Below are 26705 nucleotides of genomic sequence, written 5' to 3' on the forward strand. Positions count from 1 at the left end.
CGACCCCCAGGGCCGGTCGAGCGCCCCCTAACGCCAAATTTGTGACAGGCAAATTACGCCTCGGGGGTTGCGAGCCCCTCGCGCCACTAATGCCACTCAAGCTCTTGAGAGTTATGGATTTTTAAGTGTTGCCGCAGTGCAACATACGGGAGATTAATGTGATTGTCACATTATGACGCCCGCGAAACGCCGATTTCAGGCCAGTTTGATCTCGCGCAGCCGCTGCATCAAAAAATCATGCGCCAGAATCGGTTCCGGCGCAGACGCCTCCTCGCCCTGCGTAATGCACGAGGGCAGCGGATCGATCAGGTAGTCCGGACGGAAGTGGAGGAAGAAGGGCATCGAATAGCGTGCCCTGCGCACCGCATCGCCGCGCGGATTGACCACCCGGTGCGTGGTCGAGCGCAGGCGACCATTGGTCAGCCGTTCCAGCATGTCGCCGATATTGACCGCCAGCGCGCCCGGCGGCGGGCTGACCGCGAGCCATTCGCCCTTCTTCGTCAGCAGCTCCAGCCCTGCCTCTTCCGCGCCCAGCAGCATGGTGATCGCGTTGATGTCCCCGTGCGGTGCGGCGCGGATCGCGCCGTCGGGCGCGTCCTCTGGCAGCGGCGGATAGCGCAGCAGGCGCAGAACAGAATTGCCATCCTCGATCGCAGGATCGAAGAAGCGCGGGTCTTCACCCAGATGGATCGCGATCGCGGAGAGCACGCGCCGCCCGCTCGCCTCCAGCGCGAGGTACAGCTCGCGCATGGTCGCCTCGTACTCGGGCACCTCGGCGGGCCACACGTTGGGCTCCATGAACCGGGCCAGTGGGTGGTCGGCAGGCAGATCGCGGCCGACGTGCCAGAATTCCTTGAGGTCGAAGACCTCGGCGTCCTTCGCCTGTTCCTGGCCGAACGGAGTGTAGCCGCGCGCGCCGCCGATCCCTTCGATCTTGTAAGCGCGCTTGGTCTCTTCCGGCAGCGCGAAGAAGGCGCGGCTCGCCTCTTCGGCGCGCGCGATCAGATCGTCCGGCACACCGTGATCGCGCACGATGGCGAAACCATATTCGGCAAAGCTCTCGCCCAGATCGCGGGCGATGTCTTCGAGCGGACGGTCGAGCGAGACGGATGCGATAGTCGACATTGGTAACCTTTTAGGCGGGCAGGAAGAGCCCGGCCAGTGCCGCGCTCATCAAATTGGCGAGCGACCCGGCGAGCAGGGCACGCACGCCCAGCTTGGCGATCACGGGGCGCTGGTTGGGCGCCAGCCCGCCGGTCACCGCCATCTGGATCGCGATCGAACTGAAATTGGCGAAGCCGCACAGCGCGAAGGTGATGATCGCGCGGGTCCGCTCCGAAATATCGGCGGCACCGATCTGGCCGAGGTCGATGAAGGCGACGAATTCGTTGAGCACGATCTTGGTGCCGAACAGCCCGCCCGCCACGCCCGCGTCTTCCCACGGCACGCCGATCAGGAACATGATCGGCGCGAAGATGTAGCCAAGCAGCTGCTGGAACGAGAGTTCGGGATAGCCGAACCACATTCCAACCCAGCCGAGCACGCCGTTGGCCAGCGCGACCAGCGCCACGAACGCCAGCAGCATCGCGCCGACCGCGACCGCCAGCTTGACCCCGGTCTGCGCGCCCTGGGCCGCAGCCTCGATCACGTTGGCGGGCCGCTCGCCTTCTTCGAAGGTATCGGTGGCCTCCACCTCGTGCGTCTCGCGCCGCTCGGTGATGGCGGCAGGCCCTTCGGCGCTGATCCGGCCGCGCGGCAGGCTCAGCTCGCCTTCGGCCTCGGGCGAGGCTTCGTCGACATCGGGCATGATGATCTTCGCCATCAGGATGCCGCCGGGCGCGGACATGAAGGCGGCGGCGAGCAGGAAGGGCAGGTATTCGTTGCCCAGCAGCCCAGCGTATGCCGCTAGGATCGTACCCGCGACGCCCGCCATCCCGACGGTCATCAATGTGAACAGCCGGCTGGGAGCGAGCGCGGCGAGATAGGGCCGTACCACCAGCGGGCTTTCCGACTGGCCGACGAAGATGTTGGCGGCCGACCCCAGCGCCTCGACCTTGCTGATCCCGGTCAGGAAGCCGATCGCGCCGCCCAGCCAGCGCACAATCACCTGCATAATCCCGAGGTGGTAGAGGATCGACACCAGCGCCGCGAAGAACACGATCACCGGCAGCGCGCCTAGCGCGAAGGTGTTCTGCAGCGGATTGTCCGCCCCGAACAGGAAGGCGGTGCCAGCATCCGCGTAGGAGAGCAGCGCGGCAACCCCGGCGCTCATCTCGCGGATCACCATCCGCCCGCCCGAGGTTCGCAGAATAAGAAAGGCCAGCAGCGCCTGCAGCGCAAAGGCCGAGACCACGACCCGAAGCCGGATCTTGCGTTTGGCATTGGAGAGCAGGAAGGCGAAGGCAAGGATCGCAACGATCCCAAGCAGGCTGGCAAGCACTGGCGGCATATTTGGCTTTCGGGTCGTCTGCGGGAAGAAGTCGCCCCTTCGCCTGTTCGGCGGAGGTAGTCAATTCGTGCGGTGACAACAGGTTCCCGCCGTCATCCCTTTTCTTTTGCCCGCGCCGATCATAAGCGGAGGCGGATGGATCACACAGCACCTGCGCCGGCCCCGGCGATTCCCCGCCCGCTTTTCGTCTATGCGCTGCTTTACGGCGGGATGACGGTGCTGGCGGGAGTGCTCGGCTTCAAGCAGATCGCGCTGCCGCTGGGCTTCACCACGCTGGCGGTCGAGTCGGGGATTTTCGCGTTCCTGATGCTGGTCGCGATTTCCAGCGCGATTTCCCAGCTTTACGGGCGCGGCATGGCGAACCGGCTGGTGCTGTGGGGATTCGCCCCGCTGGGCCTCTCGATCCTTCTGATCCAGCTGGTGCTTGCCTTCCCGCCCAGCCCTCAGATGCCGCCAGAAAACCTCGCCGCCTTCGAAACCGTGCTCAGCCAGACCGGGCGAATCATGATCGCCGGGCCGATCGCCTATGGCGTATCGCTGCTGCTCAACGTCTGGCTGTTCGAGAAACTGCGCGGCAACGGAGACGGGGGTGGTTTCTGGATGATGCTGCGCGGCGGGCTTGCCTCGGCGGTCAGCCAGGCGGTCGACACGCTGATCTTCATTACGGTCGCGTTCTACGGCCAGTTCGACATCGTGCCGCTGCTGATCGGGCAGGCGATTGCCAAGGTCGTGCTCAGCTTCGTGCTGGTCCCGCTGATCATCTGGGTGCTGGTCCGCTTCGCCAGAGAGGGCTGAGGCAGCTTCGTCAGGCTAGACCCCCAGCGCCTCGACGAAATTCTCGCGCCATTTCTCGACATTGGCGGTCTTGACCACCTCGTTGAGCTTTTGCCAGCGCGCCTTGCGCTCTTCCAGCGGCATGTCGATCGCGGTACGGATCGCCTCGCTGGTTTCTTCCATGCTGTAGGGATTGATCATCAGCGCGCCCTCCCCATCGAGCTCCAGCTGCTCGGCTGCGCCTGCAAAGCGGGAGAGGACGAGCACGCCGGGATCTTCGGGATCCTGCGCGGCGATGTATTCCTTCGCCACCAGATTCATTCCGTCGCGCAGGGGCGTGACCAGCCCGACATGGGCGGAGCGGTAGATGCCGAACAGTTCCTGCCGCGAATAGCCGCGGTTAACGTAGCGGATCGGGACCATGTCGACCTCCGACCGCTCGCCATTGATCTGCCCCGCTTTCTGTTCGAGCGTGTTGCGGATCTTCTGATAGCTGGCGACATCCTGGCGCGAGGGCGGCGCGATCTGAACGTAGAGCGTCTCCTTCACCCGGTCGGGATAGGTATCGAAGAAGCGACCCAGCGCATCGAAGCGTTCGGGCAACCCCTTGGAATAATCCAGCCGGTCGACCCCGATGATGACCTTGCGATGGCGCGAGCTGGACAGCATCCGCTGATGCGCCTGCCGCGCATCGCCGGTCTGCCCGCCTTCCAGAAATTCATCGTAGTCGAGCCCGATCGGGAAAGCGGCGACCTTCACGGAGCGTCCGTCGAACGTCACGGTGCCGTCGTCGGTAACATCCGCCTGCAATTCCTTGCGGCAATAGCCGAGGAAGCTGTCGACCGATTCCTCGTCCTGGAACCCGATCAGGTCGTAGGCCAGCATGGTGCGCACCAGCCGCTCGTGGAACGGCAGCGCGACCAGCAGGTTGCGCGGCGGCCAGGGGATGTGGAGGAAGAACCCGATCCGGTTCTTGTTGCCCCGCGTGCGCAGCCGTTCGCCCAGCGGGATCAGGTGATAATCGTGCACCCACACAGTGTCTTCGGGGTCGATCAGCGGGCCGAGACTATCGGCAAAGCGCTGGTTGACCCGCTCGTACCCCTTGCCGAAGCCGGATTCGTACTCGGCCAGATCGATCCGGTAGTGGAACAGCGGCCACAGCGTGCGGTTGGCGTAGCCGTTGTAATATTCGTCGACGTCCTGCGGTTCGAGGTCGATCGTCGCGGTGGTCACCCCCTGGTTCTTCTGCATGTCGAGGTGGCCGGAGAACGTCTCGGTCTCCTTGCCCGACCAGCCGAACCAGATTCCGCGCCGTTCGCGCAGTGCAGATCCCAGCGCGACCGCCAGCCCGCCCTGAGATCCGGCGGCGCCTCGCGCCTTGGGTACGGATACTCGGTTCGAGACGACGATCAGGCGGCTCATCTTATGACGCTCCATGGTCTGGAAAGAAGGGTGGCACAGTTGATGATACCCACCAGAGAGTATGTCTGGGGGAAGTTGCCCCAAAGCTCTCCATTGTTAAAATCGAGGTCTTCGGACAGCAGGCCAGACTTGGTCCGGTGCGACAGCATGGTTTCGAACAGCGCCCGCGCCTCTTCCTCGCGCCCGGCAAGATGCAGCGCTTCCATCAGCCAGAAGGTGCAGATGTTGAACGCGGTCTCTGGCAAGCCGAAATCGTCCTCCGCGTCGTACCGCAGCATGTGTTCGCCGCGCCGCAGCCCCTTCTCGATCGCGGCGAAGGTCTTCTGGAAGCGCTCGTCCTCGGGCTTGAGGAAGCCGAGGTCGATCATCTGCAGCAGGCTCGCGTCGAGGTGGCTGCCGCCCAGCGCGGAGGCGTAGTGCTGCCCTTCCTCGTGCCACGCATCTTCCTCGATGCGCGCGCGGATTGTCGCAGCCCGGTCGCGCCAGAATTCGCACTTGTCGATCAATCCGAGCCGTTCTGCGACGGTCGCGATGCGCCCGCACGCGGCCCAGCTCATCAGCACGGAATAGGTATGAACCTCTTGCCGGGTGCGGAATTCCCACAGGCCTGCATCGGGCTGATCGTGCATCTTCCACGCCATCTCGCCGACCTGCTCGAGGCTGTCGAAATCCGCTTCGCCTGCCAGACGGTAAAGCCGCTGGTCGAAGAAGGCCTGCACCGTGGGCAGCACGATCTGGCCATAGGCGTCGTGCTGCACCTGGCTGAAGGCGGCGTTACCCTTGCGGACGGGGCCCATGCCTCGATAGCCCGCCAGATGCTGCGCGAAGCTTTCGGTCAATTCGGGCTCGCCCATCACCGAATAGAGCGGCTGGACCGCGCCGCCCTTGGCATTGTCGACGATGTTGCGCAGGTAGGCGAGGTACTTCTCCAGCACGTCGAGCGCGCCGAGGCGATTGAGCGCCTGCACGGTGTAATAGGCATCGCGAATCCAGCAGTAGCGATAATCCCAGTTGCGTTCGCTGCCCGGTGCCTCGGGAATCGAGGTCGTCAGGGCGGCGACGATCGCGCCGGTTTCCTCGTGCTGGCATATCTTCAGCGTGATCGCAGCGCGGATCACCGCCTCCTGCCATTCCATCGGCGTCGCCAGCCCGCGGACCCAGTGGCGCCAATAATGGTCGGTCAGCTCAAGCATCGTCTCCACCTCGCGCCCGACATTGCCGCCGAACGGCTCGTCCGGGCCGAGGAAGAAGTGCAGGTCGCTCTCGAGCCGGAAGGTGCGCTTTTCGAGCACGTAGCCGACCGGCGCATCGGTGGTCATGCGCAGCGCCTGCTGGCCGACAAGATAGCGGATGTGATTGGTGCCGTTGGTCGTCTCGGCGACTGCCTCGCCATAATTCTTCATCGGCGTGCAGTTGACCGTTATGCGCGGCGTCCCCGCCACGGGCCGCACGATCCGCACAAAGGCGACCGGGCGGTACATCCGGCCCGATCGGCGAAAGCGCGGGGCGAAATCGATAATCTCGATCGCGCTGCCGTCTTCCGCCTCGAGCCGGGTCTTCAGCACTGCCGTGTTGCGCTGATACTGCTGGGTCGATTTGGCAAAACCTTCCAGCTCGATCCGCCACACGCCTTCGTGCTGCCGCTCCCCATTGAGCAGCGCGCAGAAAACCGGGTCGCCATCGACCCGCGGCACGCAGCCCCACACCAGTCCGCCACCCTCGTCGATCAATCCGGTGACCTGGCAATTGCCGACCGGCCAGAGTTCGAGCGAGCTGTGGGTAGGTGTTTGTGTCATGCAAGCTCCAGCCATTGGTGCACCGCCTCAACGCCCGGCAGGCGATATCGGGCGGCGGTTTCACGGGGTTCTCCCACAAGCACACCGAAGCCGCCTAGTTCCTGCGCCGCGCGAAACCCGTCTTCATCGGTGGTATCGTCGCCGAGGAAGACGGGGGTGCCTCCTGCAAACGGCGGATCGCCCATGATCGCCCGCAGACCGACGCCCTTGTCGCTATCGGTCGTCGCCAGTTCGATCACCATCTTCCCATCGCGCACATGCAGACCGTGCTGATCTGCGAGATCCTGCGCGAAGGCGCGGATATCGTCCCTGCGTTCGGGACATTCGCGATAGTGAAGCCCCAGCCCCAGCGTCTTGCGTTCCAGCAGCAGGCCGTGGGTGGAGCGCTCGAATGCGCGCGCCGCGTCCCATGCTTCGTCATGGAGTGAGGGCGGCGCGTGTTCGCTGACCGGCGAGCCGTCGGGGCTGGTCACCTCGGCACCGTGCGAACCGCTCATCACGATGGCGCAGCGCGGCAGGTGTTTGCGCAGATCGCCGATATGGCGGCCCGAGACCAGCGCCAGCCGCCCGTTCAGCTCCCTCGCCTTGCGTTCCAGCGCGGAGGCCAAATGCCGCGGCACGTCGATGGCATCGGGGCTGTCGGCCAGTTCCACCAGCGTGCCGTCGAAATCGAGGAACAGCGCCGCGCTGGGAATCGCATCGAGATTTGGAGGCGGGGCGAGATCGGCTGCGGCCATGCCCACAGACATAGGGGCAACCAATGCTGCAGTGCAAACTGTTCGTCTCAAACGCAGCCGCGCGCGGGGCTATTCGACCTGCGAAACCATCGCCACCCGCGCCTTCTTCAGCGCATCGGCCTTCAGCTGATGGACGCGCGGCACGCTGACGCCGAGCACGGCGGCGATCTCGTTGAGGTTCAGCTCCTCGATGAAATAGAGCTTGAGGACCAGCTGCAGGCGTTCGGGCAGCGCGCCGATGGCTTGGGCGAGCACTCCGCTATCCTCGCTGGCGAGCAGGTTGGCTTCGGGATCGGGCCGGTTGTCGCTGAACGCGGTATCGCTGTCCGAATAGCATTCGTCGATCGAGGTCGCGCTGGTCGAGGCGGCGAGGCGCATCGATTCGTAGCGGTCGAGCGGCATTTCCATCGCCTGAGCCATTTCCGCCGCATTGGGCGCGCGGCCCAGCTCGGTCCGCAATGTCTGTTCGGCGACATCGCGCTTGCGGGTCCAGGCCGCGGCACTGCGCGGGCGGTGTGACTGGCCGCGCAGCAGGTCGACCATCGCGCCGCGCACGCGCATCTTGGCATAGGCGGCAAAGCCATCGTCGCTGGGCCGGTCGTGCCGCTGCGCCGCCTCGGTAAGGGCCATCATCCCGACCTGCATCAGGTCGTCGACGTCGACCGTCGCGCTGCCATGCCCCTCGTAATACCACGCGAGCTTGCGCACGAGCGGGAGGAACTGCGTCACCTTCTCCTGCACGGTGGAGCCATAGGCATGGCGGACGGCGAAAAGGGCTTGATCGTGCTTCATGCGGCAAGTGCCTCTTGCGGCTGCATGTGCTGGGTCTGGTCGGGCGGCGGCAATTGCGGCTGCTGCGGTGCCGCCTCGGCATCGTCACCGATGACCGCGATCACCTCGATCGGCTGCGCAGCAGGCAGTTCGTTGATCGACAGCACCAGCAGCCCCGGCGCACGCAGCTTGAGCAGGCTGGCGAGCGCGCGGCGGGCGCGCGGCTGGACCACCAGTGCCGGAGTGAGCGCGCCTTGCGGCCGGGAGTTGAGCAGCGCGGAAATCCGTTCGCCGATCGAGCGCGCGAGGTCGGGCTCGATCACGATCTCGCCCGTGGTCGGGTCCTGCATTCCGCCCACGACCATCTCTTCCAGCCGCGCGGCGAGGGTGAGTACAGGCAGACGCTCGTCCGGGCCGCAGATCGTGCCGACCAGCATCGAGCCGAGGTCCGCGCGCATCAGCTCGACGATCTGCGCCGGATCGTTCGTCCGCTGAGCGGCCTGCGACAGGCTGGAGAAGACGCGCACCGAATGGGTCAGCGAAATGCCGTCTGCCAGCAGCGCCTTGAGCACGGCGGTGATCGCCGCGAGCGAGAGCGGCTGCGGAGTGATCGTGTCGATGAGCTGGGCGTGCCGTTCACGCAGCAGATCGAGCAGTTCGCGCACCTGGTCCGGCCCCAGCAGCTCGGCCGCGCGGCCTGCGAGCAGCTGGTGGACCTGCGTGGCGATGACGCTTTCCGGATCGACCACCAGATAGCCCTCCGCCACCGCAAGATCGCGCGAACCCTCGTCGATCCATTTGGCATCGCAGCCGAAGCTGGGATCCTTGGTGGGTTCCCCTGCGAGGACATGCGAATCGAGCACCTCCCCGGTGTCGATCGCGAGCAGTTTGCCGCTGCGCAGCGTGCCCGAACCGGCCGGCGCTCCGCCGAGCATGATGCGGTACTGGTCGGGCGCGATGTCGAAGCTGTCGGCAATGCGGAACTGCGGCACGACGAAGCCGAAGGCCTGGCACATCTGCTTGCGCAGGCCGGTCAGGCGGGCGACCAGCGGTGCGCCTTTCCGGTCGTCGGCCAGCTGGACGAGGCCGTAGCCGAGCTGGATCGTGACCAGCGTCTGGTCCGACACTTCGCCGATGGTGATCCGCGAAGGGTCGGGCTTTTCCTCGGGCTCGGGCACGAAGACAGCCGCGGCATCCTCGCGCTTCTTGAGCCCGCGCCACAGCAGCAGCGCACCCGCCGCCAGCGGCAGGAAGATCATCTGCGGCATTGCCGGGATGCATCCGATCGCGCCGAGGATGCAGCCGACCGGCAGCCAGATCTTGGAATCGGCCAGCTGTCCGCCGATCTGCCCGGTCAGGTCGCGGGTGTCGGAGACGCGGGTGACGATCACCGCCGCGGCGATCGACAGCAGCAGCGCGGGGATCGATGCGACCAGCGCATCGCCCACCGCCAGCGTGACGTAGAGCGATCCGGCCTCGCCCGCGCTCAGCCCGTGGCTTGCCATGCCCAGCACCAGACCGGCGATGACGTTGACGAACAGGATCAGCAGCGCGGCGATCGCATCGCCCTTCACGAACTTGCTGGCACCATCCATCGACCCGTAGAAATCGGCCTCGGTGGCGATCTCGCGCCGGCGGGCCTTGGCTTCCTCGGCGGTCATCAGCCCGGCAGCGAGGTCGGAATCGATCGCCATCTGCTTGCCCGGCAAGGCGTCCAGAGTGAAGCGCGCGGTCACTTCGGACACGCGGCCCGCACCCTTGGTCACCACCACCATGTTGATGATCGTCAAGATGATGAACACGATCAGCCCGACCGCGAAATTGCCGCCGATCAGGAATTCGCCGAAGGCCTCGATCACCTTGCCCGCCGCCGCGCCGCCCTCGTGCCCGTTGAGCAGTACGATGCGGGTCGATGCGACGTTCAATGCGAGGCGCATCAGCGTGGCGAACAGCAGGACCGAGGGGAAGGACGAGAAGTCGAGCGGCTTTTGCGCATTCATCGCCGCCATCAGGATCGAGACCGACAGCGCGATATTGAGCACGAAGAACAGGTCGAGCATCAGCGACGGGATCGGCACGACCATAAGCAGGATGATCGCGAGAATCCCGGCGGGAAGCGCAAGCGCGGGCGAGATGAAGGCAGGCAGCTTCACAGGCCGAGCGCCGCGAATTTGGAGTAGGCTTCATCGATCCGGGCACGCGCTCGTCCGCCGACCCCGCCTGAATCGCTGCCCCCGAAGGTGGAGCGCAGCGTCTCCGCCATGGAAGGGCGCGCCTGCGGGCCATCGGTCGCGGCGATCGCCACCGCGCGCGCGCTGCGCCCCGGCATCATCGCGGTGCTGGCGTAGCGCGCCTGCGCGAATTCCTGCGACAGGCCGCCGGTCCCCGGTGCGCCGCCGGGCACGAGGGGCATTGCCCCGCCCTGCTCCATCGCGTTGGCGACCTTGGTCTGCAACAGGCTCATCACCTCGGCGACCGAGCGCGGACGACCCCGGTCGTAGAAGATCGGGCGGTTTGCCGCCGCCGCCTTGGGCATCAGTGCCGGGGCCGACTGGCCCGCATCGGTGCGATAGGCATTGAGGAATGTCTGCGCCCCGCCGAGGCCGAGGAAGTGGGCGAGATAGAGCTCGGCGGGTTCCGGCTCGCGGCCCAGCACGCCGCGCAGGCCATCGGTATTCTCGCGCGCCAGCTCGGCCGCCATCAGCGCGGAGGTATCGGCATCGTAACGCAGCGAGAGCAGCTGCGCGCGGGTGCCCGCATCGGACACGCCGCCGCGCGGATCGATCCGGTCGCTGGCCCAGGCATAACCATATTTGGAGCCGTGCCGGTCCATCGTGCGCAGCCAGGTGGAATCGATGAACTGGTACAGGCCCGTGGCGCTGGAGGTGCGCGCCTTGGCGTCAGGGTCCAATCCGGATTCGAGCCGCGCCTGCGCCAGCAGGTAATCGAAATCGACTCCGGTCTTCTCGGATGCACGCGCAATCGCGGTGCGCACGTCCGCCGAGCGTGCCGGAGCGGCAGGCGCTTGCGCGGGGCTTGCGGCAGGTACTGGACTTGCGGTGGGCACTGGACCTCCGGAACTGAACTTCCGTAGGTGCTAAGCAATCTTCGTGCCAGTTAACGCCCGGGCGGCTGCCCTCGTGTCAGTAAGACAGCCCGGCGGGGCGCTCGATCCCGCCATTATAGGTGCCCGCAACGCCCGCCATCGCGTCGATCCGCGCCTGGACATTGGTGGCGATAAGGTTGCGCAGACGGCGGTTGATCGTGTTCAACCGGCGCACCGCGTCGAGCAGGCCGAGACATTCCTCGTCCAGGTCTTCCGGGCGCACTTCATCGAGCCGCGCGCACAGATTCATCTTGTCGTTCGAGCAATTGTTGATCCGGTCGATATCGAGGGCGGCAAGGGCCTGCCGCTCGCCTTCGAGGAGGGCAAGCATTTGCCGCAAGGCAGTACGCGTCGTCATCCCGGGTCTCTTACTCGCCGCTATTCTGGAACAGGCCGGAGGCGATGATGCCCTCGGCAATCTCGGTCGGGACCAGCGGATAGGTACCGCTTTCGATCGCGCCGCGAATCCGTGCCACGCGATCGCTGTCGACCGGGGCGCTGCCGCCCGCGTCCGGCATCGAAACCGCGCTCATACCCTCAGTGCTGGCCGCCTGATCGGCCGTCTTTTGCGGAGCGGACACGCGCTCGACCGGCGCGACGCCGCGGCGCAAGCCAGCTGGTCCTCCGATGTTCGGCAATCCGAAATCTCGCATTGCTTGTGTCCTTCCTCATGGCCGTTCGATGGAACGGTCGCTTCACACCCTAGAACGGCACCTGCGCAATGGCTTTAAGGGCCGCGAAACTTTTTTCTCACCGTGCTGAAAACTCACCCGTTTCAGCGCAGGCGGACGGCGACCTGGCCGGGGCGGACGACCTGCGCGCGCAGCGGTTCGGCCTTCCTGTCCTGCGCAGGACGGACCTTGATCCACGATCCGATCGCACCTTCTTCCAGCGCGACCGCCTGGCGCGAGAGCGAGAAGCCACCGCCCTCGACCACGATCGCAACGGTCTCGCCCCGGCTGACGACGATCTCTCCGCTGCCCGGCTGACCGGCCTGCGCGGCCTGCTGCGCACCCTGCGAAACCGCCACGTAGATCCGCCAGCCCGCATCGGGACACAGCACCTGCACGCTGTCGCGGTTCTTGCCGAACCATTCGAGCTGCAGCGGTGTGCCGCAGGCATTCAGGCGCATCCGCCGGTCGACGGGCAAGCGCGCGCCGCCCGGCTGGCCGATCCCGGCGCCGGTGAATTCCATCACCGCGCGGTCGATCGCCGCCGGGTCCATCGGCCCGCTGGCGCTGGCCGGGGATGCGGCAGCGGTCGCGGCCAGCAGGCCGCCGGCAAACAGGGGGTAAAACTTGGACATGATTGCAGTGCTCCGGATCTGGCGTGTCGTGGCGGGCGACGCGCCCACCTTATACTCACCGCGTATCTGCAATTTCCGTGCCATAATCGGTGCGATCGTGGGCGATCGTCACCAGTATTTCCGGAGAAGCGGAGGTTTCGACCACCAGCCGCGCATGATGGCCCGCCCGCTCGATCTCATCTGCGAGGTGCGCGGCCTCGCTCGCCGCACGCGCCGCACTGCCGGGCCGGTGGCGCACGATTACCGTGGCGAGCGCGCCCTCGTCCATGTTCTGCGCAGCGAGCCAGCGGGTCAGATCGGCATCGCCGCCCGGGCGGAACACCGCCATTGGCTGACCGAGCGCGACGTCGAGCGCCTGCTCGACCTCCTCGGGCCTCGGCACAGCCTCCTCTGCCGGGTCCCCGCGATAGGACGCGGCGACCACCGCGAACAGGATCAGCGAGAGATCCGCCAGCGAGGTCTGCCAGCCGGTGAGACCGCGAATGCTCACACCACTTCCCGCAAGATGCGCCGCGTGCCGGGCGGATCGACGACCGGTCGGGGCCCCGCCGCGCGAACCCCGTTCTCGAGCCAGTCGAGCACCGCCTGCCGGTCGCGTTCCTCCCGCGCGGAGCGGCGCTCGATCGCGGCGGCGAGCGGGCTGAACAGGAAGTTCGCTGCGGCAATGCCGTACAAAGTGGTGACCACGGCCATCGCGATCGCGCCGGTCATTCCGCCAGCGGTCCCGTCCGGCGTCATCGTGCCCAGCGCGACCAGCGTGCCCGCGAGGCCCAGCACGGGCGCCAGCTCCGCTGCCTGGCCCAGCACATGCACAGCGGTTTGCGCAGCCTCGACGCGGGTTCGCTTCTGATCCTCGTGCTCGCCATGCAGCGCGTCGATCGATCTGCGGCTGATCAGCACGTCGGCCAGATGGTCGAACTCGCCATCGCCGAACCGGACCGGTTCCGCGCGCATCAGGCCCTCGCTGGAAATATCGCGGATCTGCCGCGCCATCTGCGCGCGGGCGCGGGCGGGATCGAATGGCCGGGCGGCAAGCGTGCCGATCTTCGCCAGCGCCAGCCGCGTCTCGGCAAGCCCACAGCGCAGCACTGTCGCCAGCAAAGTGCCGCCCAGCACGATTCCCAGCGAGGCGGGGTCGAACCAGTGGTCGAGAAATGTCGCAATCGTGTTCACGGCAAGAAGAACGGCAGGGTTTCGCGCGGTTTCAGGGTTGAGCGCCCGATTTTTGCCGCCAACCGGCAATCGCTTGCCGCCCCACCCGGCAAGTCCCGCGTTTCTGCGCCTTTCGCACAAGTTGGCACGCCCCTTGCTTACTGTGAGCGACACACGAAGGCGTGGAGACGATTGCAATGAACGAGGGCCTTTTCGGCATCCATGGAGCAGCGCTGGAAGTCCGTGCGCAACGCATGGCCGTGCTCGGCTCCAACATCGCCAATGCCGGCACTCCCGGGTACAAGGCGCGCGACATCGATTTCGGTGCCGCGCTGCAGGCACGCCTGGCGGGCAGCGAAAGCGAAAGCGCCGCCCAGCGCGCCACCGTCTATCGCATTCCCACCATGGCCAGCCTCGACGGCAACACCGTCGAGATGGGGACCGAACAGGCCGCCTTCGCGGAGAACGCGGTCGCCTACACCGCCACGCTCGGTTTCCTGAAGGGCCGCGTCGAAACGCTGACCCGTGCGATCAGGGGCGAATGACCATGCCGGGAAACGCCAGCGGACCGATGAGCATGTTCCAGATGGGCTACCGCGCGATGTCCGCGCAGATGGTCCGGATGAACGCCGCCGCGTCCAATCTCGCCAATGCGGGCAGCGTCGCGGGCTCCGCAGACGAAGCCTACCGCCCGATCCGCACGGTCTTTGCCGAGGAACTCGACAAGCAGAGCGGCCTCAGCTCGGTCCGTGTCGATCGCGTCGTACGCTCCGACACCGCGCCGGTGCGTCGCCACGATCCGGGCCACCCGCTCGCCGACGAGAACGGCGATGTGTGGGAAGCGCCGGTCGATGAGAACGCCGAGATGATCGAGATGCTCGAAGCCTCGCGCCAGTACAGCAACATGGTCGAAGCCATGTCCACCGCCAAGCAGCTGATGCTCGAAACGATGAGGATGAAATGACCAGCGTGAACCCATTTGCGAGCGCGACATCCGCCTCGAGCAAGCCGAACACGAACACCCAAGGGCGCACCATGGACCAGCTGGGCCAGGCCGACTTCCTGCGCCTGCTGACCGTGCAGATGCAGCAGCAGGACCCGTTCGAGCCGGTCGATAACAAGGAGATGCTGGCGCAGATGGCCCAGTTCTCCTCGCTCGCCGGGACGGCAGAAACCAACACCACGCTGGAGAAGATCGTCGAGAAGCTCGACGCGCTGATCGCAGCCACCGAGGTCGACGGCGCAAGCCCGGCCGCGAACGACGCCTAATAAAGGAGCCTTCACATGTCCTTCTATACCTCGCTCAACGGCCTCAAGAACGCGCAGTCCTCGCTCGGCACGATCGCGCACAACATCGCCAACTCGGAAACCTACGGCTTCAAGCGCGGGCGCACCGAATTTGCGGAAATCGTCGCCGGGTCCGCGCTCAGCAATCCGCGTACGATCCAGGGCATCGGCTCCTCGGTCGAGGCGATCACGCAGAACTTCTCGCTCGGCCCGATCGAACAGACCGGCTCCGCGCTCGACATGGCGATTACCGGCGACGGCTTCTTCACCATGCGCGGCGAGAACGGCGGCACGCTGTATACCCGCGCAGGCTCGTTCACGATCAACGAGAGCGGCGGGATCGTCGACAATGACGGTAACCGTCTTCAGGCCTACGCGGTTGATGCCAATGGCGATCCGACCTCGAACGCGTTGCAGGATGTCCAGATTCCGGTGACCAACGCCGCCGGCGCCGAATATGCCGGGGTGACGGTGGGAAGCGACGGGGTCATCCGCGCATCCTACGCCGATGGTTCGAACCAGCCCGTCGGGATGGTCGCGCTGGCGACCTTCATGGCGCCCAACGGCCTCAAGCCGGTCGGCTCGTCCAACTGGGAATCGACCGGCTTTTCCGGCGCCGCCAGCTACGGCGAACCGGGCAACGGCCAGTATGGCGCGCTGCTGTCAGGCTCGCTGGAGCGCTCGAACGTCGATATCGCCGAGGAACTGGTCGGCCTGATCACCGCGCAGCGCAATTTCCAGGCCAATGCCAAGGCGATCGACACTGCGACCCAGATCTCGCAGACCGTCATCAACCTGCGGACCTAATCAGATGGACCGCCTGATCTACACTGCGCTTTCGGGCATGCAGGCCTCGATGGACCGCCAGCGGGCGATCGCCAGCAACATGGCGAACACCAATACGCTGGGGTTCCGGGCCGAGCTGATCGAACAGCGCGCGATGACCATCGAAGGGCACCCGAACGAGGCGCGATCGATGCAGGTCGCGCGGGTGACCGGTGCGGATATGACGGGCGGCGAAGTGATCGAGACCGGCCGCGATCTCGACCTCGCCATCGCGACCAAGTCGCTGATGGCGGTGCAGGCGGACGACGGCACCGAAGCCTATACGCGCCGCGGAGACCTCTCGATCTCCGCGACCGGGCTGCTGGTGACGGGGGACGGCCACCCGGTGTTGGGGGACACGGGACCGATCACGGTCCCGCCGGGTGGCCGCATTTCCATTTCCGAAGACGGCACGGTGACCCGCAGCGATCCCGACGCGCCCGAGGCACCGCCCGCCGAAGTGGGCCGGATCAAGCTGGCGAGCTGGGAAGGTTCGCCCATCGCCAAGGGGCTGGACGGGCTGTTCCGGGTCGAAGGCGGCGGCATCCTGCCCCTCGATGAAGAAGCGCGGGTCCACTCCGGCGCGCTCGAACAATCCAATGTGAAGCCGACCGAAGTGCTGGTCGCGATGATCGAAGAGCAGCGCCTCTTCGCCATGCGCTCCAAACTCGTGTCAACCGCGCGCCAGCTCGACGAGAGCGGCGCACAGCTCATGCGTCTTACCTAACTAGAGGATTTAGGACATGCCCACATCCGCACTCCAGGTCGCCCGTACCGGGCTCGAGGCCCAGGACGCGCGCATGCGTGTCATCGCCAACAACCTGGCCAACGTCGGCACCACCGGCTTCAAGCGCGACCGCGCCAATTTCGCGACGCTCGCCTATCAGGATGCGCGCGTCGCCGGGCAGAAGTCCTCGGGCGAGACCGCCTATGCCACCGGCCTGAACCTGGGCACCGGCGTCGCGGTCCAGTCGACCAGCCAGATCATGACGGCGGGCACGCTCGACACCACGAACAATGCCTTCGACCTTGCGCTGGACGGGGACGGCTTCTTCCAGATCGCTATGCCGGGCGGCCGTACCGGCTATACCCGCGCGGGCAATTTCACTCGCTCCGCCGAAGGCATGCTGGTCACCCAGCAGGGCTTTGCCGTGCAGCCCGAAATCACCGTGCCCGAAGGCGCGAGCGCGATCGCGATCGCCCCCGACGGCACCGTGTCGGCCACCATCAACGGCGAATCCGAACCGACCGAGCTGGGCCAGATCCAGATCGCGCGCTTCACCAACCCGTCCGGACTGCAGGCGATCGGCGACAACTTCCTCGCCGAAACCGCCGCCAGCGGCGCTGCCGAACTGGGCATCGCGGGCGAAGGCGGGCGCGGCCAGATCCGCCAGGGCATGCTGGAAGGCTCCAACGTCAACATCGTGGAAGAACTGGTCGCGATGATCGAGGCGCAGCGCGCCTACGAAATCAGTTCGAAGATGGTCTCGGCAGTCGACGAGATGCTGCGCAACGCGAACCAGACCCTTTAATCAGACCGCTCGAGGCCCGCTTTCATGAATATCCGCATCCTCCTCGCCATCCCGCTCGCCATGTCGCTCGCCGCGTGCGCGGGCGATACGCGCCCGGCCGGGTTCAGCGCCACGCTGCCCCCGCCGCCCGCCGCGCCGATGCAGCAGGTGGCCGCGGTCACCTACGGCAATGACGGCGCGATCTATCAGGCGAGCCAGGGCTACGCCCCGCTCTACAACGGCAACCGCGCCGCACGCGTGGGCGATCTCGTCACCATCGTCCTGATCGAGCGGACCAGCACGACCAAGGCGACCAGCGGCAAGACCCAGCGCGACGGCAATGCCGGGCTCGACCTGCCGGACTTCATCCCGGTCGATCCGGGCGATCTCAACGCCTCCGCCGACGCATCCTTCACCGGCGCGGGCAACGCGGCACAGACTTCCAGCCTGCGCGGCGACCTGACCGTGACCATCGCGGAAGTGCGCCCGAACGGCACCGCGCTGGTCCGCGGGGAGAAGGTCATGAACTTCAGCCAGGGCGAAGAATGGGTCCAGCTGTCGGGCATCATCCGCCTGTCCGATATCGACGCGGACAACCGCATCGCCTCGATCCGCGTGGCCGACGCGCAGATCGCCTACAGCGGCAAGGGCGCGGTGCAGCGGGCGGGCAAGCCCGGCTGGCTGTCGCGCTTCTTCTCCATCGTGTCGCCGTTCTGATCCGGAGCCCGAGAGCCATGAACCGATTCTTCCTGCTGATCGCCGCCCTGTGCGCCTTCGCCCTTCCCGCGAATGCCTCGGCAGAGCGCGTGCGCGACATCGGACAGTTCCAGTCGGTCCGCTCCAACCAGCTGACCGGTTACGGCATCGTCGTCGGACTGGACGGCACGGGCGACGACAATTTCGCCTACGCCACCCAGGCGATGCGCGGCGTTTCGGGCCGGCTCGGCCTGCAACTGCCGCCCGGCGTCAACCCGGCACTCAAGAACGCCGCCGCGGTGATCATCACCGCCGAACTGCCCGCCTTCGCCAAGCCCGGCCAGAAGATCGACATCACCGTATCGACCATCGGCAAGGCCAAGTCCCTGCGCGGCGGCGCGCTGATCCTGACCCCGCTCTACGGTGCCGACGGCGAGATCTACGCGATGGCGCAGGGCAACCTGACCGTCGGCGGTCTCGGCATCTCCGCCAATGACGGGTCCAAGCTGACCGTCAACGTGCCGACGGTGGGCCGCATTTCCGACGGGGCCAGCGTGGAGCGTGCGGTCAGCACCAATTTCGATTTTTCGGAAGTGCTGCGCTGGAACATGTTCAACGCCGACTTCCTCACCATCAGCCGCGTGCGCGATGCGATCAACGATCGATTTCCGGGCATGGCGCGGATCGAGGATGCGGTGACGCTCGCACTGATGCTGCCGCCCGGTGCCGATACCCGCGCGACGCTGATGGCCGAGATCGAGATGCTCGACATCACGCCCGCAGAGCGCGCGGCCAAGGTGATCGTCAACTCCCGCACCGGTACGATCGTGATCTCCAGCGCGGTGCGCCTTGCGCCTGCCGCAGTAAGCCACGGCAGCCTGGTGGTGCGGATCGACGAGAACCCGACGATCGTGCAGCCCGCGCCGTTCTCTCGCGGGCAGACCGCGCTGGAGCCGAACAGCAATATCGAGGCGCGCCAGAACGGCGGCTACGTGACCGCGCTGCCCGGCGGGGCCAACCTTGCCGACGTGGTCGATGCGCTCAACATGCTGGGCGCGAGCCCAGCGGATCTGGTCGCCATTCTCGACGCACTCAAACAGGCCGGCTCGCTGACCGCCGAGGTGGTGATCATATGAGCGCGCTCGCCCCGATCGATTTCTCGCTCACCCGCGCGCCGACCCCGCTGGGCGGTACGCGCAGCGATGCAGCCGATCAGCGCGCCGAGCTGCGCGAGGCGGCGCAGGCGTTCGAGGCGGTGCTGCTGCGCCAGATGCTGGCCAGCGCGCGCAAGACCGATTTCGGCGGCAACGACCTGTTCGAAGGCAGCGACGATACCTTCACCGAGATGCGCGACGAGCGCTTTGCCGATCTGACCGCGAAATCGGGCCAGCTCGGTTTCGCCGACGCGATCGAACGGCAGCTTGAACGCTTCCTCCCCGCTCAACCCGAACCGGAAGACAAGGGATAATGGCCTCCGATCTCCTCTCCATCGGCGCCAGTGGCGCACGCGCGGCACGCGCCGCGCTCGAAGTGACGGCGAACAACATCGCCAACGCGTCGAGCGATGGTTACGTGCGCCGGTCGGTCCGGATCGAAGAGGTCTCGGGCGGCAGCATCGCGGGCCGGGGCGGCGACGTATCCGTTTCCGGCTCGCGCATCGCGCAGGTCCGCCGCAACGCCGATGCCTTCCGCCAGGCGGAACTGCGCCGGACCAATGCCGACCTGCAGCGCGCGAATGTGGAGCTGGGTGGCCTGCAGAATATCGAGGCGGCGGTCGAACAGTCGGGCCTGTTCGATTCGATCGTCGAGTTCGAGGCCGCGCTGCAGCAGCTGGCGGGCGATCCGACCGACAGCGCTCGACGCGCGGCGGTGCTCGGGCAGGCGGAAACGCTGGCCAGCAAGTTCAACATCACCGCCTCCAGCCTTGCCTCGGCCGGCGAAGGCCTGCGCTTCGACGCAAACGCCGATGTCGACAACCTCAACACCTATGCCGCCGAACTCTCGCGGGTGAACCTGAGGCTGGCGCGCGCGGGCGCGGGCAGCAATGATCAGGCCGCCCTGCTCGACCAGCGCGACAGCCTGCTCGAACGGATGAGCGGCTTTGCCAATGTGAACACCTCCTTCGCGCCCGACGGGACCGTAACCGTGGCCCTCGGCGCATCGCCGGGCACCGCGTTCGTGTCCGGCGGGAACGCGGCCACGCTGACCTCAACCACGAATGCCGACGGCACGCTGGCCTTCGCGATCGACGGTGCGCCGTTCAATCCCGGCTCGGGCAGCCTGACGGGTGCATCGCTCGCGCTGAGCGATCTGGCCGCCGTCGCCACCCGGCTGGACGGCATCGCCAGCTCCATCGCCACTGCGATCAACACCGCGCAGGCCAACGGCGTCGCGCTCGACGGTACCGCAGGCCAGCCGATCTTTTCCGGCACCACCGCTGCCACGCTGCGCGTCGCGATGGCGAGTGGCGCAGGTCTCGCCACCGCCCCCGCGGGATCGCCCGCAGGCTCGCGCGACCAGCAGAACCTCGCCGAAATGCGCCAGGCGCTGAGCGCGGCCAATCCGGCCGAGGGGCTCAATTCGATCCTGTTCGACGTCTCCAGCAAGGTCGCCGGGCGCACCGTGACCCAGAGCGCGCTGGAAACCATCGCGTCCTCCGCGCGGATCGCGCTGGAAGAACAGTCGGGCGTCGATCTGGACAACGAAGCCGCCAACCTCATCCGCTACCAGCAGGCCTTCCAGGCCTCGGGCAAGGCGATGCAGGTGGCGAGCGATATTTTCGACACCCTGTTGGGGATTGGCCGATGATTAGTCTTAGCACGGGTGCCTTCTACGAACGCTCCGCCACCCAGATCGGATCGCTGCGCTCGCGCGCGGAGAGCCTGCAAAAGCAGATCGGCACCGGAGAGCGGCTAGAGCGATCGTCCGACGATCCGGTCGCCGCGGCGCGCCTGCGCATGCTCGACCGCGAGGAGCGGGTCACCGCGGTCGATACGCGCAATGCAGACCAGGCCGAAAACAACATGCGCTTCACCGACGAAGCGCTGGGCCAGATCGCGACCATGATCAGCCGCGCGCGCGAACTCGCGCTGCACGCGGCCAACGCCACCACCAGCGACGATCAGCGTGCCTCTATCGCGACCGAGCTGGATGGCCTGCGCGAAAGCCTGCTGGGCCTTGCCAATGGCCGCAATGCCTCGGGCCATTCGCTGTTCGGCGGACAGGCGGTCGGCAATGCCTATGATATCGATCCGGTGACCGGGGCGGCGACCTATGCCGGCACGCCCACGCTCGACCTGGTCGAGATCGGCGAAGGCCAGACGATCCAGCCGGGGATGACCGGGCAGGACGTGTTCGCGTTCTCCGATGCGGGCGGCGCACCGACCGATCTGTTCGCACAGCTTGCCTCGCTCAGCACCGCGCTGCGGACGGGCGGCGCTGGCGCGGCGGATGCCGCGCGCGACGCGCTGACCACGCTCGACACCGGGTTCGACAAGGTCACCACCGCGCAGACCGTGCTCGGCTCGCGCATGGCCTGGCTCGAGATCATGAGCGAGCGGCGGGTCGATAATGTCGAACGGATTACGGAAGAACGCTCGGTCATGGGCGGCGCCGATCCGGCGGTCACCATGACCCGGCTTCAGGAAATGATGACCGTGCTCGAAGCCAGCCAGGCCAGCTTCGTGCGTCTCGCCAATCTCAACCTGTTTTCGATGCTGCGCTGATCGCGCTGCTTAGGGGGATACTGATTCATGTACGCGATTATCGGCATCGTCATTCTGCTGGTCCTGGTCTTCGGCGGCTTCGTCATCAGCGGCGGGGCGATGGGCCCGGTGCTGCACGCGCTGCCCTATGAAATGATGATCATCGGCGGCGCGGCGGTCGGCGCGACCATCGCGGGCAACTCGCTCGCCCACCTGAAGGCGATCGGCGGCGCGTTCATGAAGATCTTCAAGGGCCCACAGCATGACAAGCAGGACCATATCGACGCGATCGCGCTGACCACGCAGCTGATGAAGGTGCTTAAGACGGATGGCCCGGTGGCGCTGGAAAGCCATGTCAACGAGCCCGAAAACTCAACCATCTTCAGCGCCTATCCCAACCTGATGAAGAACCACGCGCTGATCAGTCTGATCAGCGACACGCTGACGCTGCTCGTCGTCTCGTCCGGCACCCTCGAAACCCATGCGGTGGAAGAGGTGATGGACAATGCGATGAAGACCCATTTCCACGAGCTGCACGAGCCGCAGCACGCGCTCCAGACGCTGGCCGACGCGCTGCCCGCGCTGGGCATCGTCGCCGCCGTGCTGGGGGTGGTGAAGACCATGAGCTCGATCGACAAGCCGCCGGAGATCCTGGGCGAGATGATCGGTTCGGCACTGGTCGGCACCTTCCTGGGCGTGCTGCTCGCCTATGGCATGGTCGGCCCGCTCGCCACACGGCTCAAGCAGGTGATCGAGCAGGACGAACAGATCTTCCATGCGGTCAAGCAGGTGATCATCGCCTCGCTCTACGGCCACCCGCAGCCGCTGGTAGTGGAAAGCGCGCGTTCCAGCCTCGGCCACACGGTGCGCCCGGGCCTGACCGAACTGCTCGACGCGCTGCGGGGTCGCTGAGATGGCCGCCGCCAAGGGTGACAATCTCCCCCCGATCATCGTCAAGAAGGTGACAGTGGTCGAAGGCGGGCACCATGGCGGTGCGTGGAAGGTCGCCTATGCGGACTTCGTGACCGCGATGATGGCGTTCTTCCTGCTGATGTGGCTGCTGGGCGCAACCACCGAGGATCAGCGCCGCGGGCTGGCCGACTATTTCACCCCCACGCTGGTCAAGATCAAGGATAGCGGCGCGGGTGCCAACGGCCTGCTGTCGGGCGCATCACTGACCGATGTCGACGACTATCCCAACCGCCAGGGGCAGACCGGCAACAAGGGGCTGACCGTGCCGCGCGATGCGATGGGCGGGCCCAAGGAAGCCGCGCGGATGATCGAGAGGATCACCTCGCGGACCAAGGACAGGCTCGAAAAAGACCCCCGGCTCGCCAAGCTGATGAGCCAGATCAAGATGGTCGACACCACCGAAGGCGTGCGGATCGACCTGGTCGACGATGCCGACTTCTCGATGTTCAACCTGGGCACCACTGTGCTGACCCGCGACGCTGCCGAGCTGCTCGCCGCGATCGCACAGGCGATCGAGCCGGAGAAGCGCGAGATCATCGTGCGCGGCCATACCGACAGCCTGAAGTGGAAGAACCCGGGCCGGATCAACAACTGGTCGCTCTCCGCCGGGCGCGCCGAGGCGACCCGTCAGACGCTGATGAACGAGGGCATCCCCGACGACAGCTTCCGCCGGATCGAAGGGGTCGCCGATACCGAGCTGCTGGTGAAGGACAATCCGTCCGATCCGCGCAACCGCCGGATCTCGATCGTCCTCGCGAACTGAGCCACTGCACTCGCCCGTCGGCGGAGGCCCGCAAGGGAAACCACCGCCAGACGGGCGAGACAATGCTTTACCCAATCGCCCGCCGAAACCGTCTCGGCGGTTGATTGCAGGCCGTTATCGCTCTTCAAGTCACCAACGTCGTTAATGCGGATGGTAAAGATGAGCTTGCCTCGCAGCTCGTCCGCGCCCTCTGACCAGCCCCGTTCGTGAGAACCGGCAGCGGGCTGCCGTCCGGTGGCATGGGCATTCCCATCCGCGTTGCCACGGCGCACACTCCCCCTCCCCACCCGCAAGCTTGTCGAGCCGCTCACTGGTCGGCGATGTTTCGCACACGATCCCACTCGCGGCCAAGTGCCTTGGTTCGTGCTGGCTAAGCAGAAGCGCGCAACGCCACGGTGCTGCAATGGTGCCGTGCCGATCGGGAGCGGGTGAGGACACTGCGCCTCGATCGCGTCATGGCGCTGGCGATTGTTCTCCGCCGGGTGCCCTGATGCGCGGCATCGCGCTTGGCGCGTAGCGCACCGGAGCGCGCGCACCTTGCCCGACCGTGTTCCCCAGCTCGACCGGATCGCCCGCTGGGGACGGAGGGCTGCGCCGAAGCGCGAACGCTGCGCGCCGGATGCCGCCCCGGGTGCAGCGGCGGGTGCGGTCCATAAGCAAATGGCCCGCCGCTCGAAAGCGACGGGCCAGGTGCCTTTGGTTGTGGTTGGAAGTGAAAGCTTAGCGAAGCAGCGAAAGCACGTTCTGCTGGCTCTGGTTGGCCTGCGAGAGCATTGCGCCCGATGCCTGGCTGAGGATCTGCGCCTTCGCCAGTGCAGTCGTTTCGGTCGAGTAGTCGGTGTCTTCGATCCGCGAACGCGCATCGGAGAGGTTGGTGATGTTGTTGTTGAGGTTGGTGACCGCCGATTCCAGCTGGTTCTGCGAGGCACCCAGCCCAGCGCGGGTGGTCGAGACAACCTTGATCGCGGCATCGAACAGGGCGATGTCGCCAGCCGCCAGCGCGGTCACGTCGACAGCGGCGGCAGCAGCCAGATCAGCGTCGGACGTAAGGTCGGTCGAGAGGTCGATATCGACCGTGTCGCTTTCGTTGGCACCCGCCTGAATGGTCACGACGCCGGCCGTGCCCGCCGAGGCGTCGAACAACTTCTGGCCGTTGAACTCGGTGTTGCCCAGCACATTGCTGATCTGCGTGTTCAGCGCGTCCATTTCGGACTTCAGGTTGGCCAGATCGTCGGCCGAGTAGGTGTTGTTGGAAGCCTGAACGGTCAGCTCGCGCTGGCGCTGCAGCATGTTGGTCACTTCGTTCAGCGCGCCTTCTGCGGTCTGCGCCATCGAAATGCCGTCGTTCGCGTTGCGGATGCCCTGCGACATGCCGCGGACCTGCGAGGTCATCGAAGTGGCGATGGCGAGGCCGGCGGCGTCGTCCTTGGCCGAGTTGATGCGCTTGCCGGTGGACAGGCGCTCCATCGCGGTGCCCAGTGCCTTGTTGGCCGACGACGATGCGTTGGCCGCCTTCATCGCGCTGATGTTCGTGTTGATAACGCTCATTTCCAAAGTCTCCCTGACAAAAAATCGCTGCCTCGGGGTGGATCGGTTCGCAGCAGCTGGGACCAAGACCGGCAGGGAAACGAGGAAGTTAAGGGCTGCGATCGGAAAGATTCACCGTATGGGTATTTCTACCGGTGAGGAAAACACTCCGACTAAAAGTAACCATATTTTGTGCGTCCACCGGCAAAAACGTGCCTCGACCAAAGGGGCATAATAAGGGTTGAACGGGGTCAGCATGATTGGGGTTAACGAGAGCGCGCGTTTCACGCGGCAACATGGTGCCGTCGCATCGAGACTGACGGGCATCGCAACATCGCTGTTTTTCGAACGACCGGTTCTGCTGGCCGATGCAGCCGACCCCAAGAGCAGCCACGAAGGCCGCACGATCGTCATAGAACGATCAGATAGCGCCTCTATCGCGCTGGCCGGAAAGGGCGGGCACCTGACCTATAGCGATCCGGGTCACGAAACGACCATCGCCGCACTGGTCGCAATGCTGTGCGCCAATGGCGGGCCGGTCGCCGCAGATCCGGTCTCGCTCGCGGTGATTGCACTGGCAGACAGGCTCGCGCAGACCGACATTCCCGTGCTGATCCACGGGCCGACCGGCACCGGCAAGGAAGTGCTGTCCAAGTTCATCCACCAGCGCAGCGCCCGCGCCGACCAGCCCTTCATCGCGGTCAACTGTGCCGCAATCCCCGAAACGATGCTGGAAGCGCTGCTGTTCGGGCACGAGAAAGGCGCCTTCACCGGCGCCAACGCGACCGGCGAAGGCTTCTTCCGCGCCGCCGACGGCGGCACCCTGCTGCTCGACGAAATTGCCGAAATGCCGCTGTCGCTGCAGGCCAAGCTGCTGCGCGCGCTGCAGGAAGGCGAGGTGGTGCCGATCGGCGCGACCAGCCCGGTGAAGGTCGATGTGCGGGTGATCGCCTGCGCCAACCGCGACCTTCCGGGCGAAGTCGCCGCCGGGCGCTTTCGCGAAGACCTGTTCTATCGCCTCAACGTCTTTCCCATGACGCTCGCCCCGCTGGCGGAGCGGACCGGCGATATCGCCCCGCTCGCCTTCGCGATGATCCTGCGTCACCGCACCAAGGGCCAGGCGATTCCCTGGCTGTCCGAAGCCGCGCTCGCCACGCTCAAGGCGCACAAGTGGCCGGGCAATGTCCGCGAGCTTGAAAACGTCATCCGCCGAGCGCTGCTGCTTTCCTCGGGCAAGGACTCGATTGCGAACGAACATATCGTGTTCGACACGCCGGTCCGGTCGGTAGCCGCGCAGGAACGCGCCGAACCGCAGAGCCAGCCGCCGGTCTATCAGGGGGTCTACGAAGTCCCACCGAGCGGTGCGCGCAGGCTGTCCAAGATCGTCCGCGAATCCGAAGCCAACGCGATCATGCAGACGCTCGATGCGTGCAACGGCCGCCGGGCCGAAGCCGCCAAGCAGCTCGGCATCTCCGAACGCACGCTGCGCTATCGCCTCGCCTCCTTCCGTGAGGCCGGCATCGCCGTGGGAGGCGCACGATGAACCCCGTATCCGGCAATGGTGGCGGCGCGATCGATCAGGTGATGGCGCTGCGCCAGCAGATCATAGACCGCACACAGGTGCTGCAGGAGCTGCACCAGGACAAGACTGCCGCGCCGACCGAGGCGCAGCCCGCACAGGATAATGGCGGGTTCGCGGATTCGCTGCGCAGCGCGCTCGACGGCGTCAACGCCGCGCAGACGCGCTCGGGCGAGATCACCGCCGCCTACGAACGCGGCGAAGAAACCGACATCGCCAAGGTCATGCTCGCCCGCCAGGAGTCGGGCGTGGCCTTCGAAGCAACCCTGCAGGTGCGCAACAAACTGCTCAGCGCCTACCAGGAAATCATGCGGATGGGGGTCTGATA

At 66.1% G+C, this 26705-nt stretch carries 30 protein-coding genes; 16 read left to right on the forward strand and 14 right to left on the reverse strand.

Going from position 1 to position 26705, the window contains the following annotated elements; genetic code table 11:
• Positions 1-195: 195 nt before the first annotated feature.
• On the reverse strand, positions 196-1125 hold the full coding sequence (locus K7H93_RS04685) for an isopenicillin N synthase family dioxygenase (protein WP_230782698.1): 930 nt from the start codon (positions 1123-1125) through the stop codon (positions 196-198).
• A gap of 10 nt (positions 1126-1135) precedes the next feature.
• On the reverse strand, positions 1136-2449 hold the full coding sequence (locus K7H93_RS04690) for a NupC/NupG family nucleoside CNT transporter (protein ID WP_230782699.1): 1314 nt from the start codon (positions 2447-2449) through the stop codon (positions 1136-1138).
• Between the two features lie 135 nt (positions 2450-2584).
• Between K7H93_RS04690 and K7H93_RS04695 the strand changes: the two genes are divergently transcribed.
• Complete coding sequence (locus tag K7H93_RS04695; protein WP_054526344.1) at positions 2585-3244, forward strand: queuosine precursor transporter; 660 nt, start codon at positions 2585-2587, stop codon at positions 3242-3244.
• Positions 3245-3259: 15 nt separating this feature from the next.
• Here the strand turns inward: K7H93_RS04695 and K7H93_RS04700 are convergent, their stop codons facing one another.
• From K7H93_RS04700 to K7H93_RS04750, 11 genes are all read right to left on the reverse strand, one after another.
• Complete coding sequence (locus tag K7H93_RS04700; protein ID WP_230782700.1) at positions 3260-4645, reverse strand: alpha,alpha-trehalose-phosphate synthase (UDP-forming); 1386 nt, start codon at positions 4643-4645, stop codon at positions 3260-3262.
• A complete protein-coding gene (locus tag K7H93_RS04705; protein WP_230782701.1) occupies positions 4642-6441 on the reverse strand; it encodes a glycoside hydrolase family 15 protein in 1800 nt (599 codons plus the stop codon). The genes K7H93_RS04700 and K7H93_RS04705 overlap by 4 nt, the downstream gene beginning before the upstream one ends.
• Complete coding sequence (gene otsB / locus K7H93_RS04710) at positions 6438-7178, reverse strand: trehalose-phosphatase (protein ID WP_230782702.1); 741 nt, start codon at positions 7176-7178, stop codon at positions 6438-6440. The genes K7H93_RS04705 and otsB overlap by 4 nt, the downstream gene beginning before the upstream one ends.
• Before the next feature lie 69 nt (positions 7179-7247).
• Positions 7248-7970, reverse strand: a complete 723-nt coding sequence (locus K7H93_RS04715) for a sigma-70 family RNA polymerase sigma factor (RefSeq protein ID WP_010234029.1) — start codon at positions 7968-7970, stop codon at positions 7248-7250.
• Positions 7967-10102 carry a flagellar biosynthesis protein FlhA gene (locus K7H93_RS04720; protein ID WP_230782703.1) on the reverse strand — a complete coding sequence of 712 codons (2136 nt, stop codon included), beginning with the start codon at positions 10100-10102 and terminating at the stop codon, positions 7967-7969. The genes K7H93_RS04715 and K7H93_RS04720 overlap by 4 nt, the downstream gene beginning before the upstream one ends.
• A complete protein-coding gene (locus K7H93_RS04725; protein WP_230782704.1) occupies positions 10099-11016 on the reverse strand; it encodes a transglycosylase SLT domain-containing protein in 918 nt (305 codons plus the stop codon). Before K7H93_RS04725 ends, K7H93_RS04720 begins: the two co-directional genes overlap by 4 nt.
• A gap of 76 nt (positions 11017-11092) precedes the next feature.
• Entirely contained in the window at positions 11093-11413 is a 321-nt protein-coding gene (locus K7H93_RS04730; RefSeq protein WP_226661269.1) for a hypothetical protein, read from the reverse strand.
• A gap of 10 nt (positions 11414-11423) precedes the next feature.
• Positions 11424-11666, reverse strand: coding sequence for a flagellar biosynthesis anti-sigma factor FlgM (locus tag K7H93_RS04735; protein WP_230782705.1), 243 nt, complete (start codon positions 11664-11666; stop codon positions 11424-11426).
• A gap of 164 nt (positions 11667-11830) precedes the next feature.
• Entirely contained in the window at positions 11831-12361 is a 531-nt protein-coding gene (locus tag K7H93_RS04740; RefSeq protein WP_230782706.1) for a flagella basal body P-ring formation protein FlgA, read from the reverse strand.
• A 55-nt stretch (positions 12362-12416) separates the two neighbouring features.
• Complete coding sequence (locus K7H93_RS04745; protein ID WP_230782707.1) at positions 12417-12851, reverse strand: hypothetical protein; 435 nt, start codon at positions 12849-12851, stop codon at positions 12417-12419.
• Positions 12848-13534 (reverse strand): MotA/TolQ/ExbB proton channel family protein, encoded by a 687-nt coding sequence (locus K7H93_RS04750; protein ID WP_230782708.1) that lies wholly within the window; start codon positions 13532-13534, stop codon positions 12848-12850. The genes K7H93_RS04745 and K7H93_RS04750 overlap by 4 nt, the downstream gene beginning before the upstream one ends.
• Positions 13535-13710: 176 nt before the next feature.
• On the opposite strand from K7H93_RS04750, the gene flgB reads away from it, so the two are divergent.
• The 13 genes from flgB to K7H93_RS04815 are packed head-to-tail and all read left to right on the forward strand — an operon-like array spanning position 13711 to position 23271.
• Positions 13711-14058: a flagellar basal body rod protein FlgB gene (flgB, locus tag K7H93_RS04755; protein ID WP_197635367.1), complete on the forward strand. Its 348-nt coding sequence runs from the start codon at positions 13711-13713 to the stop codon at positions 14056-14058.
• 26 nt (positions 14059-14084) lie between these two features.
• Positions 14085-14477 carry a flagellar basal body rod protein FlgC gene (flgC, locus tag K7H93_RS04760; RefSeq protein ID WP_010234009.1) on the forward strand — a complete coding sequence of 131 codons (393 nt, stop codon included), beginning with the start codon at positions 14085-14087 and terminating at the stop codon, positions 14475-14477.
• A complete protein-coding gene (locus K7H93_RS04765) occupies positions 14474-14782 on the forward strand; it encodes a flagellar hook assembly protein FlgD (RefSeq protein ID WP_010234007.1) in 309 nt (102 codons plus the stop codon). The genes flgC and K7H93_RS04765 overlap by 4 nt, the downstream gene beginning before the upstream one ends.
• Before the next feature lie 15 nt (positions 14783-14797).
• The gene (locus K7H93_RS04770; RefSeq protein WP_230782710.1) at positions 14798-15607 is read left to right on the forward strand and encodes a flagellar hook-basal body complex protein; all 810 of its coding nucleotides are present in this window, start codon (positions 14798-14800) and stop codon (positions 15605-15607) included.
• Between the two features lie 4 nt (positions 15608-15611).
• Positions 15612-16352 (forward strand): flagellar basal body rod protein FlgF, encoded by a 741-nt coding sequence (locus K7H93_RS04775; RefSeq protein ID WP_230782711.1) that lies wholly within the window; start codon positions 15612-15614, stop codon positions 16350-16352.
• Positions 16353-16368: 16 nt separating this feature from the next.
• Positions 16369-17157 (forward strand): flagellar basal-body rod protein FlgG, encoded by a 789-nt coding sequence (gene flgG / locus K7H93_RS04780; protein WP_010233998.1) that lies wholly within the window; start codon positions 16369-16371, stop codon positions 17155-17157.
• 24 nt (positions 17158-17181) lie between these two features.
• On the forward strand, positions 17182-17853 hold the full coding sequence (locus tag K7H93_RS04785) for a flagellar basal body L-ring protein FlgH (RefSeq protein WP_230782712.1): 672 nt from the start codon (positions 17182-17184) through the stop codon (positions 17851-17853).
• A gap of 17 nt (positions 17854-17870) precedes the next feature.
• Positions 17871-18968, forward strand: coding sequence for a flagellar basal body P-ring protein FlgI (locus K7H93_RS04790; protein WP_230782713.1), 1098 nt, complete (start codon positions 17871-17873; stop codon positions 18966-18968).
• Positions 18965-19300: a rod-binding protein gene (locus K7H93_RS04795; protein WP_230782714.1), complete on the forward strand. Its 336-nt coding sequence runs from the start codon at positions 18965-18967 to the stop codon at positions 19298-19300. Before K7H93_RS04790 ends, K7H93_RS04795 begins: the two co-directional genes overlap by 4 nt.
• Positions 19300-20640 (forward strand): flagellar hook-associated protein FlgK, encoded by a 1341-nt coding sequence (flgK, locus tag K7H93_RS04800; RefSeq protein ID WP_230782715.1) that lies wholly within the window; start codon positions 19300-19302, stop codon positions 20638-20640. The genes K7H93_RS04795 and flgK overlap by 1 nt, the downstream gene beginning before the upstream one ends.
• A complete protein-coding gene (flgL, locus tag K7H93_RS04805; protein WP_010233989.1) occupies positions 20637-21557 on the forward strand; it encodes a flagellar hook-associated protein FlgL in 921 nt (306 codons plus the stop codon). The genes flgK and flgL overlap by 4 nt, the downstream gene beginning before the upstream one ends.
• Before the next feature lie 27 nt (positions 21558-21584).
• Positions 21585-22448 (forward strand): flagellar motor stator protein MotA, encoded by an 864-nt coding sequence (gene motA / locus K7H93_RS04810; RefSeq protein WP_010233987.1) that lies wholly within the window; start codon positions 21585-21587, stop codon positions 22446-22448.
• A gap of 1 nt (position 22449) precedes the next feature.
• Entirely contained in the window at positions 22450-23271 is an 822-nt protein-coding gene (locus K7H93_RS04815) for a flagellar motor protein MotB (protein ID WP_197635357.1), read from the forward strand.
• Between the two features lie 720 nt (positions 23272-23991).
• On the opposite strand, the gene K7H93_RS04820 is transcribed toward K7H93_RS04815, so the two are convergent.
• Entirely contained in the window at positions 23992-24819 is an 828-nt protein-coding gene (locus K7H93_RS04820) for a flagellin N-terminal helical domain-containing protein (protein ID WP_230782716.1), read from the reverse strand.
• 235 nt (positions 24820-25054) lie between these two features.
• Between K7H93_RS04820 and K7H93_RS04825 the strand changes: the two genes are divergently transcribed.
• Together K7H93_RS04825 and fliE are read left to right on the forward strand one after the other, a co-directional pair.
• Positions 25055-26341 (forward strand): sigma-54 interaction domain-containing protein, encoded by a 1287-nt coding sequence (locus K7H93_RS04825; RefSeq protein WP_230782717.1) that lies wholly within the window; start codon positions 25055-25057, stop codon positions 26339-26341.
• Positions 26338-26703 (forward strand): flagellar hook-basal body complex protein FliE, encoded by a 366-nt coding sequence (gene fliE, locus K7H93_RS04830; protein ID WP_054526358.1) that lies wholly within the window; start codon positions 26338-26340, stop codon positions 26701-26703. The genes K7H93_RS04825 and fliE overlap by 4 nt, the downstream gene beginning before the upstream one ends.
• Positions 26704-26705 lie beyond the last annotated feature (2 nt).

It is taken from the genome of Citromicrobium bathyomarinum, from assembly GCF_021021475.1.
GTDB classification, from domain to species: domain Bacteria; phylum Pseudomonadota; class Alphaproteobacteria; order Sphingomonadales; family Sphingomonadaceae; genus Alteriqipengyuania; species Alteriqipengyuania bathyomarina.